The organism is Arthrospiribacter ruber (genome assembly GCF_019343195.1).
Lineage (GTDB): Bacteria > Bacteroidota > Bacteroidia > Cytophagales > Cyclobacteriaceae > Arthrospiribacter > Arthrospiribacter ruber.
The window spans coordinates 516,884-532,147 of the sequence record NZ_RPHB01000003.1 but is presented as its reverse complement, the minus strand read 5'-3'; the positions used below and the strand labels follow the sequence as shown (position 1 = coordinate 532,147).

Sequence of the window (15,264 nt, the reverse complement as noted above, 5' to 3'; positions counted from 1 at the left end):
AATTTATCTTAAAAGCCCATGAAGCCTGACCTCATCACGCAGACCTTAAGAACCTACTTCAAAGAAAAAGGTAAAAATCTCAAAGTGATTCAGCGGTATCTAAGGATACATTATCACCTGATTATGGACGAGAAAGTCCTGATCAAAAGAGCCCAAAACCTGTAGGATCTCAAAAACCGTCGCATGGCGGTTTTTTTATTTTTGATTTTCAAATGCTAGACGTATTTTAGGGGACTTTTCAATCACCCCCGGTAGATTGGATTACTCACTGTTAAAACATTAAGATCATGAGCCAAGAAGAAAAAACAGTATATTCTCCAGAGGAGCTTAAGGAATTTGAGGAAATTATTTTGAAAAAATTAGCTATAGCCAAGGAGGAATTGAGCACCCTGAAACAAACCCTGAGCAAGAAAAATGATTCAGGAACAGATTTCACAGCCTCTACCTCGAAACTTTTGGAAGATGGTGCTGATACTCTGGAACGCGAAAGTCTGAGCCAATTGGCAGGAAGGCAGCAAAAATTCATCATCAACCTGGAAAATGCTTTGGTGAGGATAAAGAACGGCACCTATGGAGTATGTGTAGACACAGGCAAACTTATTTCCAAAGAAAGACTAAGGGCCGTACCCCACACCATGCATTCTATTGAGGCAAAACTTGCCAAAAAGTAAGTGGAATTCCTACATAAGCATATAGAAGCATTGATATTCTGCTCAACATCTCCCATAGGCATGGATGAAATCCAAAAATGTCTGTCGGAGATGTTTGAGTCGGATGTCCCTCTGGATCATATTCAGGAAGCAATCTATGCGCTTCAGCAAAAATACGCTTCTGAGGATTTCGCCTTTGGACTTGAGCACTTGGGTGGTGGTTTCCAGTTTCTGACCAAACCGGCGTATCAAAGCAGTATAGCCATATTACTCAAGCAACAATCCCAAAAAAGACTTTCCACGGCACAGCTGGAAACTTTGTCTATCATAGCGTACAAGCAGCCTGTCACAAAAACCGAAGTAGAACACATCAGAGGAGTGAGTTGCGATTATTCCATACAGAAGCTGCTTGAAAAAGAACTCATTGCCATCAAAGGTAAATCTGACGCTGTTGGCAAACCACTACTTTACGGTACCAGTGAAAAGTTCATGGAATATTTTGGCATCAATAAAATCTCTGACCTGCCCCAACCCAAAGACTTTAGCCAAGAAGAAAACCAGATTGGCGAAGAAAAAGAATAAATCATTGGATTTTTGACACTTCTGCATGCGCGGATATGAGGTATTTGCGTCCTGATGTCAGTTCCTCGCACAAGACCCTAGTTCTTCTCACTGCCTCCTTTTTAAACTTCCTTCCCTTCAGTAAAAAACTGTCACCCACCCTGACTTCTGCCAACAGCAACTGGTTTTCATCTTTGTTCAGATCATAGGCCTTAACCACCTTACTCAAAAAAAGATCTGCACCTGTACTGGCTTTAGGATTTGCCATATGCCTGAGAAGTGCATGATGGACGTCCTTGGGAAAAACGGGTTTTTGGAGGATCGGAAACATTAAATCCTGAAAAGTCCTTTTCCATTCTACTCCATGAGGCGCAATTTGATATCCATACTGGATAAAAGCCTTAAGGTGAGCCACCTCATGCAAGTAAGTGATCAGAAACTGGTAAGGGTTCAGGTTATGATTGATGGAAATGGTCTGTAATTTTCTATCTCTCCTATACCGGAAGTCCCCAAGCTTACTTTGTCTCTCCTTACTGATCAAAAAATTAAAAGGTTGGGACTTCCACAATTGAAAACAATAGTCAACTGCAGCCTCCGGCATGTATTTTTGGAAAACCTTTAAAAAGTCTGCTTCCTTACTCATGGTCGAATATAAAAAAAGTCCCACATTTCTGAGGGACTTTATTTTAAGTTAGGTAGAAATTAAGCTTCTACTTCTTCTTCAGCTGAATCTTCGAAAGCATCTTCAACGTCTTCAGCAGACTCTTCTACAGTCTCTTCAGTTTCTTCGATGATTACTTCGATTTCAGTTTCTTCGTTAGTTTCTTTGTTGCCACAAGCAGCAGTAAATAACATACCAGCTACGGCGAAGATTGCAAATACCTTTTTCATGATGTTTGGTTTAATTCTTAAATTAAGCACGCAAATGTAAAATATTGTTTGGAATCGGCAAGCAATTCATGCAAATATTTTTATTTCTTTTTGTAAGTGATCTTGATAGGAACCCCTTCAAAATCAAAGTTTTCTCTCAACCTATTTTCCAAAAACCGGGTATATGGAGCCTTTATATACTGCGGAAGATTGCAGAAGAAGGCAAAGACAGGATTTTTGGTCGGCAACTGGGTAATGTATTTGATTTTAATGTATTTCCCTTTATTGGCAGGTGGGGGATAATTTTCTATTTCAGGAAGTATTTTTTCATTGAGTTTTGAGGTAGGCACCTTTCTGGTTTTGTTTTCATACACTTTGACCGCCAGCTCAATCGCCTGAAAAATCCTTTGCTTGGTCTCTACAGAAGCAGAAATGATAGGAATCCATTTGTTTTCTCCCAATTTATCGATCATATCCTTTTTTAGGGTGTCCAAGGTCTTGTGATCTTTTTCTATCAAATCCCACTTGTTGACCATGATCATGATGCCCTTGTTGTTTTTGATTCCTAGGGAAATAAGGTTGATGTCCTGGGCTTCCAGACCACGGGTGGCATCTATCATGATGATCAGTACATCAGACTCTTCCAAGGTCCTCAACGAACGCATCACAGAGTAAAACTCAATATCTTCTTTGACTTTAGCCTTTTTTCTGATACCCGCCGTATCAGTAATGATAAAATCCTTACCATAAAGCTTGTATCTGGTATTGATCGCATCTCTTGTGGTACCTGCTTCATTGGTTACTATAGACCTTTCTTTACCAAGAAGGGCATTAAGAAAAGAAGATTTCCCAACATTCGGCCTTCCGAGGATAGCTATTCTGGGAATTCCGTCTTCGGGATCTTCCTGACCTTCTTCCTCAAAATGCTGAATCACTTCATCCAATAGGTCTCCGGTTCCACTTCCACTAGCGGCTGCGATAGGGAAAATCTCATTTTCTCCTAGGCCAAGGGCGTAAAATTCTGCCGACATCATGGACTTCTCCGGAGTATCGGCTTTATTGGCTACTATATAGATTGGCTTTTTGGCAGACCTGAGCTCATTGGCAAACTCCTTATCCAAATCGGTCAAGCCGTCATGACAATCCACTACAAACAAGATCACGTTAGCCTCTTCAATGGCAAGCTTAACCTGCTTTCTGATTTCAGCTTCATATACATCTTCCGATCCAGTCACATACCCTCCGGTATCAATAACTGAAAAAAACTTACCGCCCCAAGTGGCGTGTCCATAGTGTCGGTCACGGGTCACTCCGGAGACATTATCCTCTATCGCTTTACGCTGTTCGATCAATCTATTAAAAAAGGTAGATTTACCTACGTTAGGCCTACCAACTATTGCTACTATATTTGACATACTTGTATTACTTATTGGTCGTAACCAAATTTTTTCAACTTATTTTTATTTTTCCTCCAATCATCTTCCACCTTGACAAAGGTCTCCAGAAAAATCTTCTTTCCGAAAAATTTCTCCATTTCCTCCCTTGCCTGAATCCCTACTCTTTTGAGGGCTTTTCCGCCCTCTCCTATGATTATGCCTTTTTGGCTTTTGCGTTCCACATAGATTACAGCCCGGATCCTTATGATATGATCTTCTTCATAAAAATCCTCAATCGCTACTTCTGTACTATAAGGAATTTCTTTTTTGTAATTAAGAAAGATCTTTTCCCTAACAATTTCAGACGCAAAGAAACGCTCAGGCTTGTCAGTAAGTTCTTCTTTATCGTAAAATGGGGGATGTTGGGGCAACCTGTCCAGAATTTCCATCAGAATGCGTTCGGTATTGAAACTTTCGGTAGCAGAAATCGGAATAACCGCTTCTGCTTTGATCCTCTGCGTCCAATAAGCCGTCACTTCATCCAATTGATTCTCTTTGGAAAGGTCAATTTTGTTGATGACAAGTAATACAGGAACACCTGATTGGTTGATCTTTTCTATTACGTCTTCTATTTCAGCATCTGTTTCAAATAGATCGGTTACGAAAAGGATCACGTCTGCATCCTCTAGGGACATGTGCACAAAACCCATCATGTTTTTATGCAATTCATATTTGGGTTTGAGCATACCCGGTGTGTCCGAAAACACAATCTGATATGCATCATCATTGATGATACCCATAATCCTATGCCGGGTAGTCTGTGCCTTAGAGGAGATGATCGAAAGTCTCTCACCGATCAAAACATTCATCAAGGTAGATTTGCCTACATTGGGCTTACCCACTATGTTTACAAATCCTGCTTTGTGTGTTTGTTCGGTCATGACAATAATTTTTTCACAAAGGTACTTGATTTTTTTGAGTATCAGTCAGTTTAATCACCATAAACCAAAGAAGCTTTCGATAAACGGCACCTAATCGGGTTTAAAAAAGAATTTTAATGGTTAAATCACCTCTCAATCAGCAATATATTCCAATTCTTACTGTTCTAAAAAAGCAAATTGAATAAAAAATAAGAACACATATTTGCATTTTAATCTAAAGCCCCCTACTTTTGTACCACGCTAAAGGCAAATGGCCTTTCAACAATCGAATTTAAAAGCTAAAAGCTTTAAAAATATATCGCGGGATGGAACTGCAACTGCAGATTGTCGGACTCATATCCGCCGCGGCGGACACAGAGCTAGTCCCGAATTTCGGGATTCGAGTCCGAAAATAAATTGATTTGAAATATTGAAAATATATCGCGGGATGGAGCAGTTGGTAGCTCGTCGGGCTCATAACCCGAAGGTCACAGGTTCGAGTCCTGTTCCCGCTACTTCGAAGGATACCAGTTGGTATCCTTTTTTGTTTAACCCCTCTCTGTTAGCTGTTTAAGGCACTTTTTAAAAAATTAACTTTACATCCCTTATCATTCTTTTGTTCAAAATGTTTTAAACCATTATGTCTATATTCATTTAGGGCGTCAATGCCTTGGTCAGATATGGGTTAATGTAATAATTGGGTTTGCTTACTTTTTTGATCAAGACACCATCTTTGGCTAATTGATTGAGATATCCCGCGGCGGTAGGACGGCTGATGCGAAGGGCCTCTTGTAAATATTCTATTTTGGTGTAAGGATGATGGAAAAGGTGGTTGAGCAAATCCTGACTGTAAAATTTATAATTTTCTCGGAGGACATTTTTCAACACCATCATAGCTCTTTTTATTTCTTCCACTTTGTGCATGGTGCTTAGCGCAGTTTGCTCCACCCCTTGAATCATGTATAAAAGCCAATCTTCCCATTCCCCTGTTTTTCTTACTTCTTGCAAGTGCATGTAGTATTCGCTTTTATTTTGTATAATAAAATGGCTCAGGTACAATATGGGCAAGTCAAGTAAACCTTGGAGAACTAAGTAGAGGATATTGATGATTCTTCCTGTGCGACCATTGCCATCATAAAATGGATGTATGCTTTCGAACTGAAAGTGAATAACTGCCATTTTGATAATTGGGTCTACTTCACTCATCTCAGGATCGTTGATGAACAGCTCCAAGTTCTGCATTAACCTTACAATCTCATCATATTCCTGCGGTGGTGTGTAAACCACTTCTCCCGTCTGCTGATTTTTAAGTGCTGTTCCTGGTAGTTTTCGAAAACCTGCATTGTTCCCTTCCAATACAGTTTGTATTTCTATGATGTGATTGGATGTAAGAATGCCATGTTTGGTGACAATGTCAAAACCCCTTTTGAGAGCAGATATATAGTTTTTCACTTCTTTGGCTTGTGGAGATACATCGTAATCAGGTCCAAGTGAAGATCGGTAGAGTTCATCATGTGTAGTAACTATATTTTCCACCTCAGAACTATCTTTAGCCTCTTGTATGGATAATGAATTGATCAATATATCCTGCCTAGGAATACTTCGAGCTACGCCCTTGAGCTCTGCCAGTGCACGATGTGCCTGGTTGAGGGCTTTGAGTACTTGTTTGGTTTCAAGTTCTTTGCTGTAAGGAAGTGATGTAGGTTGCCAGGTCATGGGTATTGTAAAGATTTTTTATTTTTCTTTATCTTGTGAAACACTAATGTAAAGAAAATCGAAATTCTTTTACATTGTATTCGCTAAATATTAAGAATTTCTTGTTCTTTTTATTCTTGCTACCATTACTTACTTGAACTAAATGAGATTTTGAGCCGATTAAAAGGGTTAATCGGCTCATCGTGGTTTTATTGCAAAGAAGATGATCTAAAAACCTGCAACCATATTCATTAAACTTATTGCTAGTCGAAAAACAAAACAAAAAAACACTTACGTCATTTTAAAGTTTATATTTGTAAAATATTTACATAATAAGCTATTAAAATGGTGTTATAGATACGTCTTAGCAATTTTTTTTCCATCAAAGATGAAGTTTGTCTAGATTTCAGAGCAGCGAACATTAAATCCGCCAATGCTAGAGCCTTAGTGGATAATGTGTTTCGCCATGATAAAACTGATGTTCTCAAAACGATGGTCATGTATGGAGCAAATGCTTCTGGAAAAAGCAATGTCATCAAGGCCATTCGTTTTTGCAATACCTTGGTGTTTCGATCACATACGCATAATGAAAATACCATTTTCAATTACAAACCATTCAAATTTGATGGGTATGCCAATAAGCCAAGCAAATACTTTATAAGGTTCTTATCCAAAGGGATTGAGTATGAGTATGCTTTCAGTCTTACCAATACACAGATCATGGAGGAAAGCTTACATTTTTACCCAAAAGGAAGGATCAAAGAAGTTTTTACCCGAGATGAAAGAAGAGGTAAAGAGAAAAGTGATATTTAGGGCTTGCTGAAAAAGTCTCAGGTATGCCAGATTCAAAGCGGGCGAATGAAGATGTATGATTATACTTCGAGTGAGCCCAATGAAGAAGATGGTATGCCTGAGGCTAGCCTTAAAATTTCGAGTTTTGAAATTTTAAGGAGCACGGAAATCAAGCTATGTCATTGAATAAGCGTGCACCTGCTTAAAAAGAAAATACCTGACAAACGGGGTATTCATCAAAATTTAAAGAATTAATTCTCCAGTTGGCGTTTTTCAGCACGCCCTACTTAAAAGATTGCTTTAAGGATATTCTCCAAGATGAAATTAAACAAGAAGCAATTTTAGGGAATCTCTATTATGAAGAACAGGAGTATCGGTTCAACAGAATTATGAATAAGATTCATTCCGTGGTAACCAATTGAAAAGCTTCAACAATGTCAGATGAAGTATTGAATTTAAAACCTATAAGAAAGCCCTGTTCCCGTTACTTCAAAGGACACTGGAAACGGCACCATTTTTTTGTGAAAATTAATTTTTAGACCACATGTTTACCGTATATGCACTTTTAAGATTTCATTTGATTTTATCCTTCACTAGGACATGTAACTGCTCAGCCTCTTGCTTTAGCCTCCAGAGCTCTTTTAGCTGAGCTGCTTCATCCTCCCATTCTTCTTCTAATAGGGAAAATATCTGTGCATGGTTCTCTGCCCACTTCTTTAGAACTAATTTCAATAATTCTCTGGCTTCTTCAATTGCCGGATTATTTTTTGAACTTCCATTTGGATTACTGTATTGATTGTTGATGATAAAAACAGGAGGACACATATTTATTAAGTTTAATAGGTACAATAGAAATGAAATTTAGAGTTAATTATAGCTATAGTAATTTGAACTTCGATTGATTTACATCTTTAATTATCTATTTTTAGTATACAATATTGAAATATATAGAATATATTCTACATTAAGAAATTTTCATAGATATTTAAATTAATATGTCGACAATTATTGACAGAATAGGGGAATTTGCCAGCACCTGCCATTTAAGTATTAGGAAAATCGAACAAAAAATAGGCGCAAGTAATGGTACTATCTCAAAAGCCATAGGAAAAGATAAAGACATTCAAACAAGATGGCTTGAAATGTTTGTAATTCATTTCCCAGAAGTGAATCCTGTATGGTTAATGACCGGTAAAGGTGATATGATATTGGCCAAGGCAGAAAATCAAGAAAGTAACATTCTCCTAAAAGAAAGCGAACCACCCTATGGTTTAATTGAAAAATCACAGCATCAAGAGGTTGTGAATTCTTTAAAACTTGTAATTGCAACTCTGGAAAATCAACTAAATGAAAAAGAGAGAATCATTTCTTTAAAAGATAGAATTATTCATGAACTTGAAAAAAAACAAAATAACTGAGAACAGGCTTAGCAAAAAAACCTATTAAACTGGGACTTATAGTCACCCTGAATCATATCAGAAATAAGACTTTTCTTTGTCTTACCAAATGTAGGTTATGAGCCGATTAAAAACATTATTCGGCTCATTGGATTCAGTGAAAAAGCTAAGAACCACTCCCAATCCCCGAGAAATTCCTTTCTACAAACTGATTTTAAAATAAACCCTACCTTTGTCCTGAAAACCGAATGATCATGAACTTTTCAGACCTGGGCTTATCTCCCGACATCTTACAAGCCATCCAAAAAGCAAATTACGAGAAACCTTATCCCATACAGGTGGAAGCCATACCGTACATTTTGCAAAAAAGGGATTTGTTGGGCCTGGCGCAGACTGGATCCGGCAAAACAGCCGCTTACATTCTACCCATACTGGAAGAGTTGCAGAAATCCTCCATCCACAAAAGCAGGTCAGTCCCTGTCCTGATCATAGTGCCTACTAGGGAACTCGCGGCCCAGGTAGAAGAAGTCATCCGGATGTTCGGTAAGTTTCTACCCAGAAAAGTAAAAAGCAACGCAGTCTTTGGTGGAGTATCCATCAATCCCCAAATGATCAAACTCAACGGTACGGACATCTTAGTGGCTACACCGGGCAGGCTTCTGGATCTGATTGCTAGAAATGCCATTTCCATCTCCGATCTGAAAACCCTTGTATTGGATGAAGCTGATAAAGTGCTCAATCTCGGGTTCAAGGCAGAGTTGGATGAAATCCTCTCCCGCCTACCTAAGAAAAGACAAAATCTGCTCTTTTCTGCCACTATGGAAGATTCGGTAGACCAATTGATTGATAGACTGCTACAGAATCCGGTAAAAATTGAAGTCAAACCTGAAGAAATCACACCTGAACTCATCAACCAAACCGCCTACTTAGTAGCCCAAGAGAAAAAGGGACCGCTTTTGAGGCATTTGATACAGGAAGGGGACTGGGAGCAGGTATTGGTGTTTGCTTCCTCTATCCGAACAGCTGATAACCTGACAGCCAAGCTGAATAAAAACGGCATACAGGCCATGGCCTTCCATGGTGACAAAAGTCAGGGAGCCAGGACTGAGGCCTTGAAACAATTCAAAGGAGGAACACTTCGTGTGCTGGTTGCAACAGATCTTGCTGCGAGAGGAATAGATATACAGTTTTTGCCCCACGTAGTCAATTTCGAACTCCCAAGATCACCCAAGGATTACATCCACCGGATAGGAAGAACTGGCAGGGCGGGAGCTTCTGGAGAAGCCATTTCCCTGATTACTGAAGAAGACAAGCACCATTGGAAAGTCATTCAAAAGAAAATGAAACGCTGGGTAGAACTGGTAGATACGGACAACTTGGTTTTTTGAAAAAATCAATTCTGCAAAAGCAGGTGGTATCGGGTTCCTTTCAGTTCACCGGTTTTAAAAATCTGGCCAGTTCTTTTTTTGCCAATTCCAGCTCATGAGTTATAAATTAGAACTTTATAATATGAGTATCCGCTTGATTGCACGTAGCCAATTATCGTTTTGAACCAGTTCTTTCAGCTAAATTCTGATCAAAAGTTGATTATGAAGCTACTTTTTCTCCCGATTTTCGGGACAGGCTTTGATGAAAAAGTAGCCAAAAAATCAAGAATTTCGAATCCTATCCACGCTCAAGGCCTGCGCTGGCCCGGTCGAAATTCGTCCCACCCTCCAAGGTCTCATTTTACAGTTAATAGTAAAGTTGAAGGTTTGGTTCTTAAGGCTCAGGGTGCAAATATCCGGATACTCATATTTTATAACTCAAAAATAAGCAATATTTGAGTTATAAATCAAAAAATATAAATCAGAGATCAGGCTGAGACCTTTATCCTGATGAAACTGACCTCATCGTCCACATTTTCAAAAATCCAGATCCTCCCATCCTTTACAAAATGAAAGTTCGGACTTTTATTGAGCTGTGGCACCTTGATTTCATGCAGAACCTCAAACTCCTTGTTCATAACCACCAAATAGACTTCTGCTGAAGGAGCCGACTGATCCTCATTCCCTTTTTCTTTGTAAGCAAATCTATAAAAAACTTCATTCTCGGCATCCCAAACAGGTTTGCTGAAATTAATCTCACTTCGTAATTTTTTCAATTCTAACTCGAATTCTTCTCTGCTTTCAAACCTATCAGTCAGTTTACCTCTCTTTTTATTTTCGATGGTCTTGTGGTTAATTATAATCAGGTCGAATGCCCCATTTTTATATGCAAGCAAAGTAGAGGTGACATTAGTGCTAAACAAAACTTTTTCATCAAGGCTCTCGATAAAAAACCAATATGCATTCAATTGGGCCTTGTAATTTCCAAAGTCTACCAACGGACTATAACCGTCAAAATCAAACCAATTTTCAATTTTATATTCCTCTATTGATCCCTCGTCCACGTGCCACACACCAATCCATTGACGCTTAGTTCCATCTTTTGCAGTCCAGTCATTAAATTCACATATCACAGACAAAGGGTCTGAACTTAACGCTAAGACTTGGCTAATGGATACCATTCCCTGAGGAAACCCTAGGACTTCACCAAGCTCTTCCTCGGTAAAACCCTTGACTTTTGATCCATCAATACTGAATATTCCAAATTTTTGGTCTGTACTTCCTGCAAAAAATGTATCACTTCCCAAAAGATTGAAATGGTACACCATCTCTCCGACCCCGTCAGGCCCCTCCTTTTCCAAAAGGATCCTTTCTTTAAATTCCATTTTGTCCAGGTCCAACACCTCTATTGAAGGCGTCCTCAAATCAAAATTGTACATCAACGTTTGATCATCCGAAAAATCAGACACACTTAGGTTGTTGAAAAGAAAGAGATTTTCACCTTTGGAATCCAGATACACCGTGTCTAGACTCAATTCGTAATAATCGCCCTGATCTTCAATGTTGGAGTTACCACAACTACAAAAAAAGGCAACTGCTAAAAATAAATGTACATTTTTCATAATACCCTTAGTTTAGTACTAAACTAAGGATACTGAATCTGAAACCAAAACTTTATTTTATTTAAGTACCCGCTGCAAAGGACTGAGCAGGCACTTCTTTTACCGACTGTCTTGATTCCTTCTGGATCAGCCAGAAAGTCATCAGGGAAGAAAGCAGCAAAAATGCCAACACCGCATATCCCGCACCCGGGACCAACACATCCAGGCCAAACCAGCCTCCCGTCCAATAAAATAAGCCAAAACCCATGGTCAACCTCAGCGCTTCTGCAGGAATGGCAATTTTAGACTTGTCCATCAAACTGGTGTAGGCAAAAATAGATACCATCATAAAGACCGCATACAGCATTACTTCCAGGTATTGGAAATTGACAAAGCTGATCAAAACATGGAATACCATTCCAAATGCCACAATCATTTGTACCCAAGACCAGACCAAGAGTTGCCTGGAAGGCTTGCTATCATACTTGACCTGATCGAAGGCATTTTTCCAATATGCCCAAGGATACCTTTCTGCTACATCGGAAGGCCTCCATCCGGTAGGCATAAACCAGATCCTGAGCTTGTCCCACCAGCTTTTGGTTCTCCAGGCATCCTGTATCAAGGCCCAAAAATGCACATAATTGATGATCAGGGGATTCCATGTATTAACCGGTTTTTTCACCCCATAGACAGGTGGCTCTTCCTCCAGTTCTTCCTGAAAAGTACCAAAAATCTTGTCCCAAAATATAAAAATCTGCCCAAGATTTTTATCCAGATATATGTCATTGATGGCATGGTGAACCCGGTGATGTGAAGGTGTCACGATGATGTGTTCCAAAAAGCCCATTTTATCGATAAGACGGGTATGGTACCAAAACTGGGCGAAGAGATGTATGGGTGCTATGATGGCCACAACTTCTGCAGGAATCCCCAAAAATGCCATGGGGATATAGAGAAAAAAATAAATACCGATAATGGCCGAAATGGATTGCCTCAGAGCACAACTCAAATTAAATTCCTCCGAACTGTGATGCACGATATGCCTGTTCCAGAATGCATTCACTTTATGGTCGAATCTATGGCTCCAATATCCGACAAAGTCTATTCCTATAAAGGCCAGCACATATACCAAGAAAGTACTTTTAATGTCAAACAGCGCCACTTTATCCACCAGCCAAGCATAAGATACTATGGCTATGGACAGGCCCATCAGGTTTTTCAGGGTGTTGGTCATTCCCGAACTGAGAGAGGAAATGGTATCCATGCCTCTATTGACCTGCTTTTTCATTTTGCGGGCAGCAAATTCTTCTATAATGATCAGGAGAAGAAAAAACGGTATTGCAAAGGATAGGGCTTTGGCGTAGAGTTCCATTGGGTTTATATACTTGTTAATCAGGTAACAAATTAAGGCAGATCCAGTTCAAATTCAAGTTTTTGAATAAGTTCATAAAAAAGGAGGGATAAAAAATAACATGCTTAACAATTCCCTCCCTTGGCTCCGTAAAATTTTGAAGTACTAAAAGTCTTAATCACCCATGGTAAATTTACGACACTCAACTATATAGAAAAATACCCTGTACAGGGTAATTTTCATCTTGAAAACTCCATTTTTGACAATTAAATCTTCGATTCACGCTTAAAAATGATTTTAAACATCGGACTACAACGGGGCTTAATTTCTATTGAACAATTCGGAAGAAAAGATGGCCAGCCCTATGCAGGGACAGATCGTCTGGAGGAGGATATGTCCGTTCGTGAAAACACGAACTAGGGCGGTAATATACCTTTGTGAAGGCAGGAAAGACAGCTCTAGGATTGAGACAAACAACAGCGTTCATTGAATTTTTCATTTTAATCTAGGAAAGCAACCAAGATTCAATTATTTTGTTAAAAATATCTACACTGTTTTTTAATGATCCGATTGATTAGAAATCTTCTTTTAAGTAATCCTGGTAAGTCTGTAATTAAAAAATTCTTGTATTTCTTTTTGCTGGGATTTACCTCCTGCATAGACCCTTTTAAGGTGGATGTTGATGAGGGAAGCAGTATACTAAGTATGGAAGGCTACATTACTACTGCTCCAGGCCCACACCAAATTAAACTGACCCGAACCGCCACTTATGGTGATGTATTTCGGGATTTTATCAGACCGGAAACTCAGGCAAATGTAGCGATAAGAGAAAATGAAACCGGAGGGGTATTTGACCTTCCCCCTGCCAATATCAGGGGAAATATTGTCAATATTTCCAATCCTGAAGAAACTGTCTTGGGTCATTTCTTCGCAGCGGGGGTATCTTCCAAACAGGTTACGCTGGAAGGTGCAAAGTTAAACCTCCTGCAAATCCAGAGAGCTTTTAATGATGATTGCCGTGAATTGCCAAACTCGGTAGAATCAGAGGATTGGTTCCAGGATTAAACCACCGCATAAATGCGATGGAAACTGTAGCATGGCCGAAGGTACAAAGAATGAAATAATCAGGGTGACAAACCCAAGTGCAAATCGACTCGAAAAAACCTTTCAATGAAACCCTCACCTTCAAAGTACAATAAGCCCAAACCAATTTCCACTACTTTTAAGTAGTGGGTTCATCTCAAACCGAAGCCCTGCCTCCGACTTCAGTCGAAAATCATTTCGGCTAAAGCCTATAACACTGAGCACCAAGCTTTAACCACCGCATAAATGCGATGGAAATTAAAAGTGAACCTGTTTGGTTAATCCAACCTTCCTAGGAGGACTAACTCAAAATAATTTCCACTACCTTCAGATAGTGGCCATAGCTGCAAACCGAACAACCCCGACTTCAGTCGAAAATAAACGGATAAGTTGTTCCAATCTTTATGACTTAACTCAACATTTCCGTAATTTTTTTACAAAAAAGCAACATGCCGTTTCTAAGTATTTACATTCATATTGTTTGGACAACAAAAAACTTTACCCCACTACTTCCAGACAAAATCTCAAGGGAAAAGCTCAAACATCATATTTTGACTAACGCCAAATCAAAAAGTATATTTATAAACCAACTAGCTATTCAAAAGGATCATTGTCACTGCCTTTTATCTCTTTCTCATGATCAAAACATATCCAAAATAGTCCAGCTTTTAAAAGGTGAATCATCCCGTTGGCTGAATTCTGAACAGTTATTAGCTCACAAGTTCGAGTGGCAGAAAGAGTACTATGCTGTTTCGGTTTCCTTATCTCATAAGGAGAGAGTGATGGAGTATATAAAAAACCAAGATGAGCATCACAGGAAAAAAACATTTAGCGAAGAGTACGAGAATTTCATAAGAAAGTACGGATTCAAAAAATTAGATGACTAAATGATTTTCGGCTAAAGCCTATAACCCTGAGCACCAAGCTTAAACCACCGCATAAATGCGATGGAAATTAATGGTGACCCTGGTTGGTTAATCCAACCTTCCTAGGAGGACTAACTCAAAATAATTTCCACTACCTTCAGATAGTGGCCATAGCTGCAAACCCAGCCACTGCCTCGGTCTGTGTCCTCACAGACCGAAATAACACTTGTTTTGATCCTAGTACAATATTCTGTAAAGACACCGAAAATTGGATTGTTAAGTTTTGGCTTGTATGATGTTCTGTGAAGACAGAGAACATGGGTTGGTGATTGATAGTAATGGAAATTTACGTTTGTGAAGGCACAAACGTAGGCGGTTAAGGTGATAGATGGTGAAGGATATGTCCGTTCGTGAGGACACGAACGGTGGCGGTAAAAAGAAATGCCACGAAGGCACGGATGAACACGAATTCTCTGGAATGAAAATGGTATAAGAAAGGATTCTACCACTTGCGCAGCGAAGCTATCTGTGGAAATCTGTGGAAATCTGTGGTTAAAAATTGTTGGCGTCATGAGTGTCTAAAGGCATATTCACCAATATTTTTAAGTTGTGGCCTTGCCGAAAACCAAGGACCATCCAACTTTAGTCCAAAGGCCGTTCGTGAAGACACGAACGGCGGCTCAGGCAGAAGCAAAAAAAAGCCAGCCCCAAAAGGAACTGGCTTTATATTCTTAA

The 15,264-nt window shown here is 39.3% G+C and carries 16 protein-coding genes and 1 tRNA gene; 9 read left to right on the top strand and 8 right to left on the bottom strand.

Annotated features, from left to right (window positions below):
- Window positions 1-18: 18 nt before the first annotated feature.
- From EGN73_RS08195 to scpB, 3 genes are all read left to right on the top strand, one after another.
- Window positions 19-165, top strand: a complete 147-nt coding sequence (locus tag EGN73_RS08195) for a hypothetical protein (RefSeq protein WP_219288186.1) — start codon at window positions 19-21, stop codon at window positions 163-165.
- Between the two features lie 122 nt (window positions 166-287).
- Window positions 288-671, top strand: a complete 384-nt coding sequence (locus EGN73_RS08190; protein ID WP_219288184.1) for a TraR/DksA family transcriptional regulator — start codon at window positions 288-290, stop codon at window positions 669-671.
- Complete coding sequence (gene scpB, locus EGN73_RS08185) at window positions 672-1,232, top strand: SMC-Scp complex subunit ScpB (protein WP_219288182.1); 561 nt, start codon at window positions 672-674, stop codon at window positions 1,230-1,232.
- A gap of 1 nt (window position 1,233) precedes the next feature.
- Here scpB and EGN73_RS08180 read toward each other — a convergent pair whose 3' ends face one another.
- From EGN73_RS08180 to era, 4 genes are all read right to left on the bottom strand, one after another.
- Complete coding sequence (locus tag EGN73_RS08180) at window positions 1,234-1,854, bottom strand: SprT-like domain-containing protein (protein WP_219288180.1); 621 nt, start codon at window positions 1,852-1,854, stop codon at window positions 1,234-1,236.
- Between the two features lie 59 nt (window positions 1,855-1,913).
- Window positions 1,914-2,102: a hypothetical protein gene (locus tag EGN73_RS08175; RefSeq protein ID WP_219288178.1), complete on the bottom strand. Its 189-nt coding sequence runs from the start codon at window positions 2,100-2,102 to the stop codon at window positions 1,914-1,916.
- A gap of 80 nt (window positions 2,103-2,182) precedes the next feature.
- Window positions 2,183-3,496: a ribosome biogenesis GTPase Der gene (gene der, locus EGN73_RS08170; RefSeq protein ID WP_219288176.1), complete on the bottom strand. Its 1,314-nt coding sequence runs from the start codon at window positions 3,494-3,496 to the stop codon at window positions 2,183-2,185.
- Between the two features lie 11 nt (window positions 3,497-3,507).
- The gene (gene era, locus EGN73_RS08165; protein WP_343207099.1) at window positions 3,508-4,407 is read right to left on the bottom strand and encodes a GTPase Era; all 900 of its coding nucleotides are present in this window, start codon (window positions 4,405-4,407) and stop codon (window positions 3,508-3,510) included.
- Between the two features lie 412 nt (window positions 4,408-4,819).
- Here era and EGN73_RS08160 point away from each other — a divergent pair.
- Window positions 4,820-4,892, top strand: a tRNA-Met gene (locus EGN73_RS08160).
- A gap of 139 nt (window positions 4,893-5,031) precedes the next feature.
- On the opposite strand, the gene EGN73_RS08155 is transcribed toward EGN73_RS08160, so the two are convergent.
- Window positions 5,032-6,093, bottom strand: coding sequence for a Fic family protein (locus tag EGN73_RS08155; protein WP_219288172.1), 1,062 nt, complete (start codon window positions 6,091-6,093; stop codon window positions 5,032-5,034).
- A gap of 477 nt (window positions 6,094-6,570) precedes the next feature.
- Between EGN73_RS08155 and EGN73_RS08150 the strand changes: the two genes are divergently transcribed.
- Entirely contained in the window at window positions 6,571-6,885 is a 315-nt protein-coding gene (locus EGN73_RS08150; protein WP_246611508.1) for an AAA family ATPase, read from the top strand.
- A gap of 552 nt (window positions 6,886-7,437) precedes the next feature.
- Here the strand turns inward: EGN73_RS08150 and EGN73_RS08145 are convergent.
- Window positions 7,438-7,689, bottom strand: a complete 252-nt coding sequence (locus EGN73_RS08145; protein WP_219288170.1) for a hypothetical protein — start codon at window positions 7,687-7,689, stop codon at window positions 7,438-7,440.
- 170 nt (window positions 7,690-7,859) lie between these two features.
- Here EGN73_RS08145 and EGN73_RS08140 point away from each other — a divergent pair, with 170 nt between their 5' ends.
- A complete protein-coding gene (locus tag EGN73_RS08140) occupies window positions 7,860-8,282 on the top strand; it encodes a hypothetical protein (protein WP_219288168.1) in 423 nt (140 codons plus the stop codon).
- Between the two features lie 233 nt (window positions 8,283-8,515).
- Window positions 8,516-9,649 carry a DEAD/DEAH box helicase gene (locus EGN73_RS08135; RefSeq protein ID WP_219288166.1) on the top strand — a complete coding sequence of 378 codons (1,134 nt, stop codon included), beginning with the start codon at window positions 8,516-8,518 and terminating at the stop codon, window positions 9,647-9,649.
- A gap of 467 nt (window positions 9,650-10,116) precedes the next feature.
- On the opposite strand, the gene EGN73_RS08130 is transcribed toward EGN73_RS08135, so the two are convergent.
- Both EGN73_RS08130 and EGN73_RS08125 read right to left on the bottom strand, forming a co-directional pair.
- A complete protein-coding gene (locus EGN73_RS08130; RefSeq protein ID WP_219288164.1) occupies window positions 10,117-11,250 on the bottom strand; it encodes a DUF4221 family protein in 1,134 nt (377 codons plus the stop codon).
- Window positions 11,251-11,311: 61 nt separating this feature from the next.
- Entirely contained in the window at window positions 11,312-12,601 is a 1,290-nt protein-coding gene (locus tag EGN73_RS08125) for a sterol desaturase family protein (RefSeq protein ID WP_219288162.1), read from the bottom strand.
- 540 nt (window positions 12,602-13,141) lie between these two features.
- On the opposite strand from EGN73_RS08125, the gene EGN73_RS08120 reads away from it, so the two are divergent.
- Window positions 13,142-13,645 carry a DUF4249 family protein gene (locus tag EGN73_RS08120; RefSeq protein WP_219288160.1) on the top strand — a complete coding sequence of 168 codons (504 nt, stop codon included), beginning with the start codon at window positions 13,142-13,144 and terminating at the stop codon, window positions 13,643-13,645.
- A gap of 467 nt (window positions 13,646-14,112) precedes the next feature.
- A complete protein-coding gene (gene tnpA / locus EGN73_RS08115) occupies window positions 14,113-14,550 on the top strand; it encodes an IS200/IS605 family transposase (RefSeq protein ID WP_219288158.1) in 438 nt (145 codons plus the stop codon).
- The last annotated feature ends 714 nt before the right edge of the window (window positions 14,551-15,264 follow it).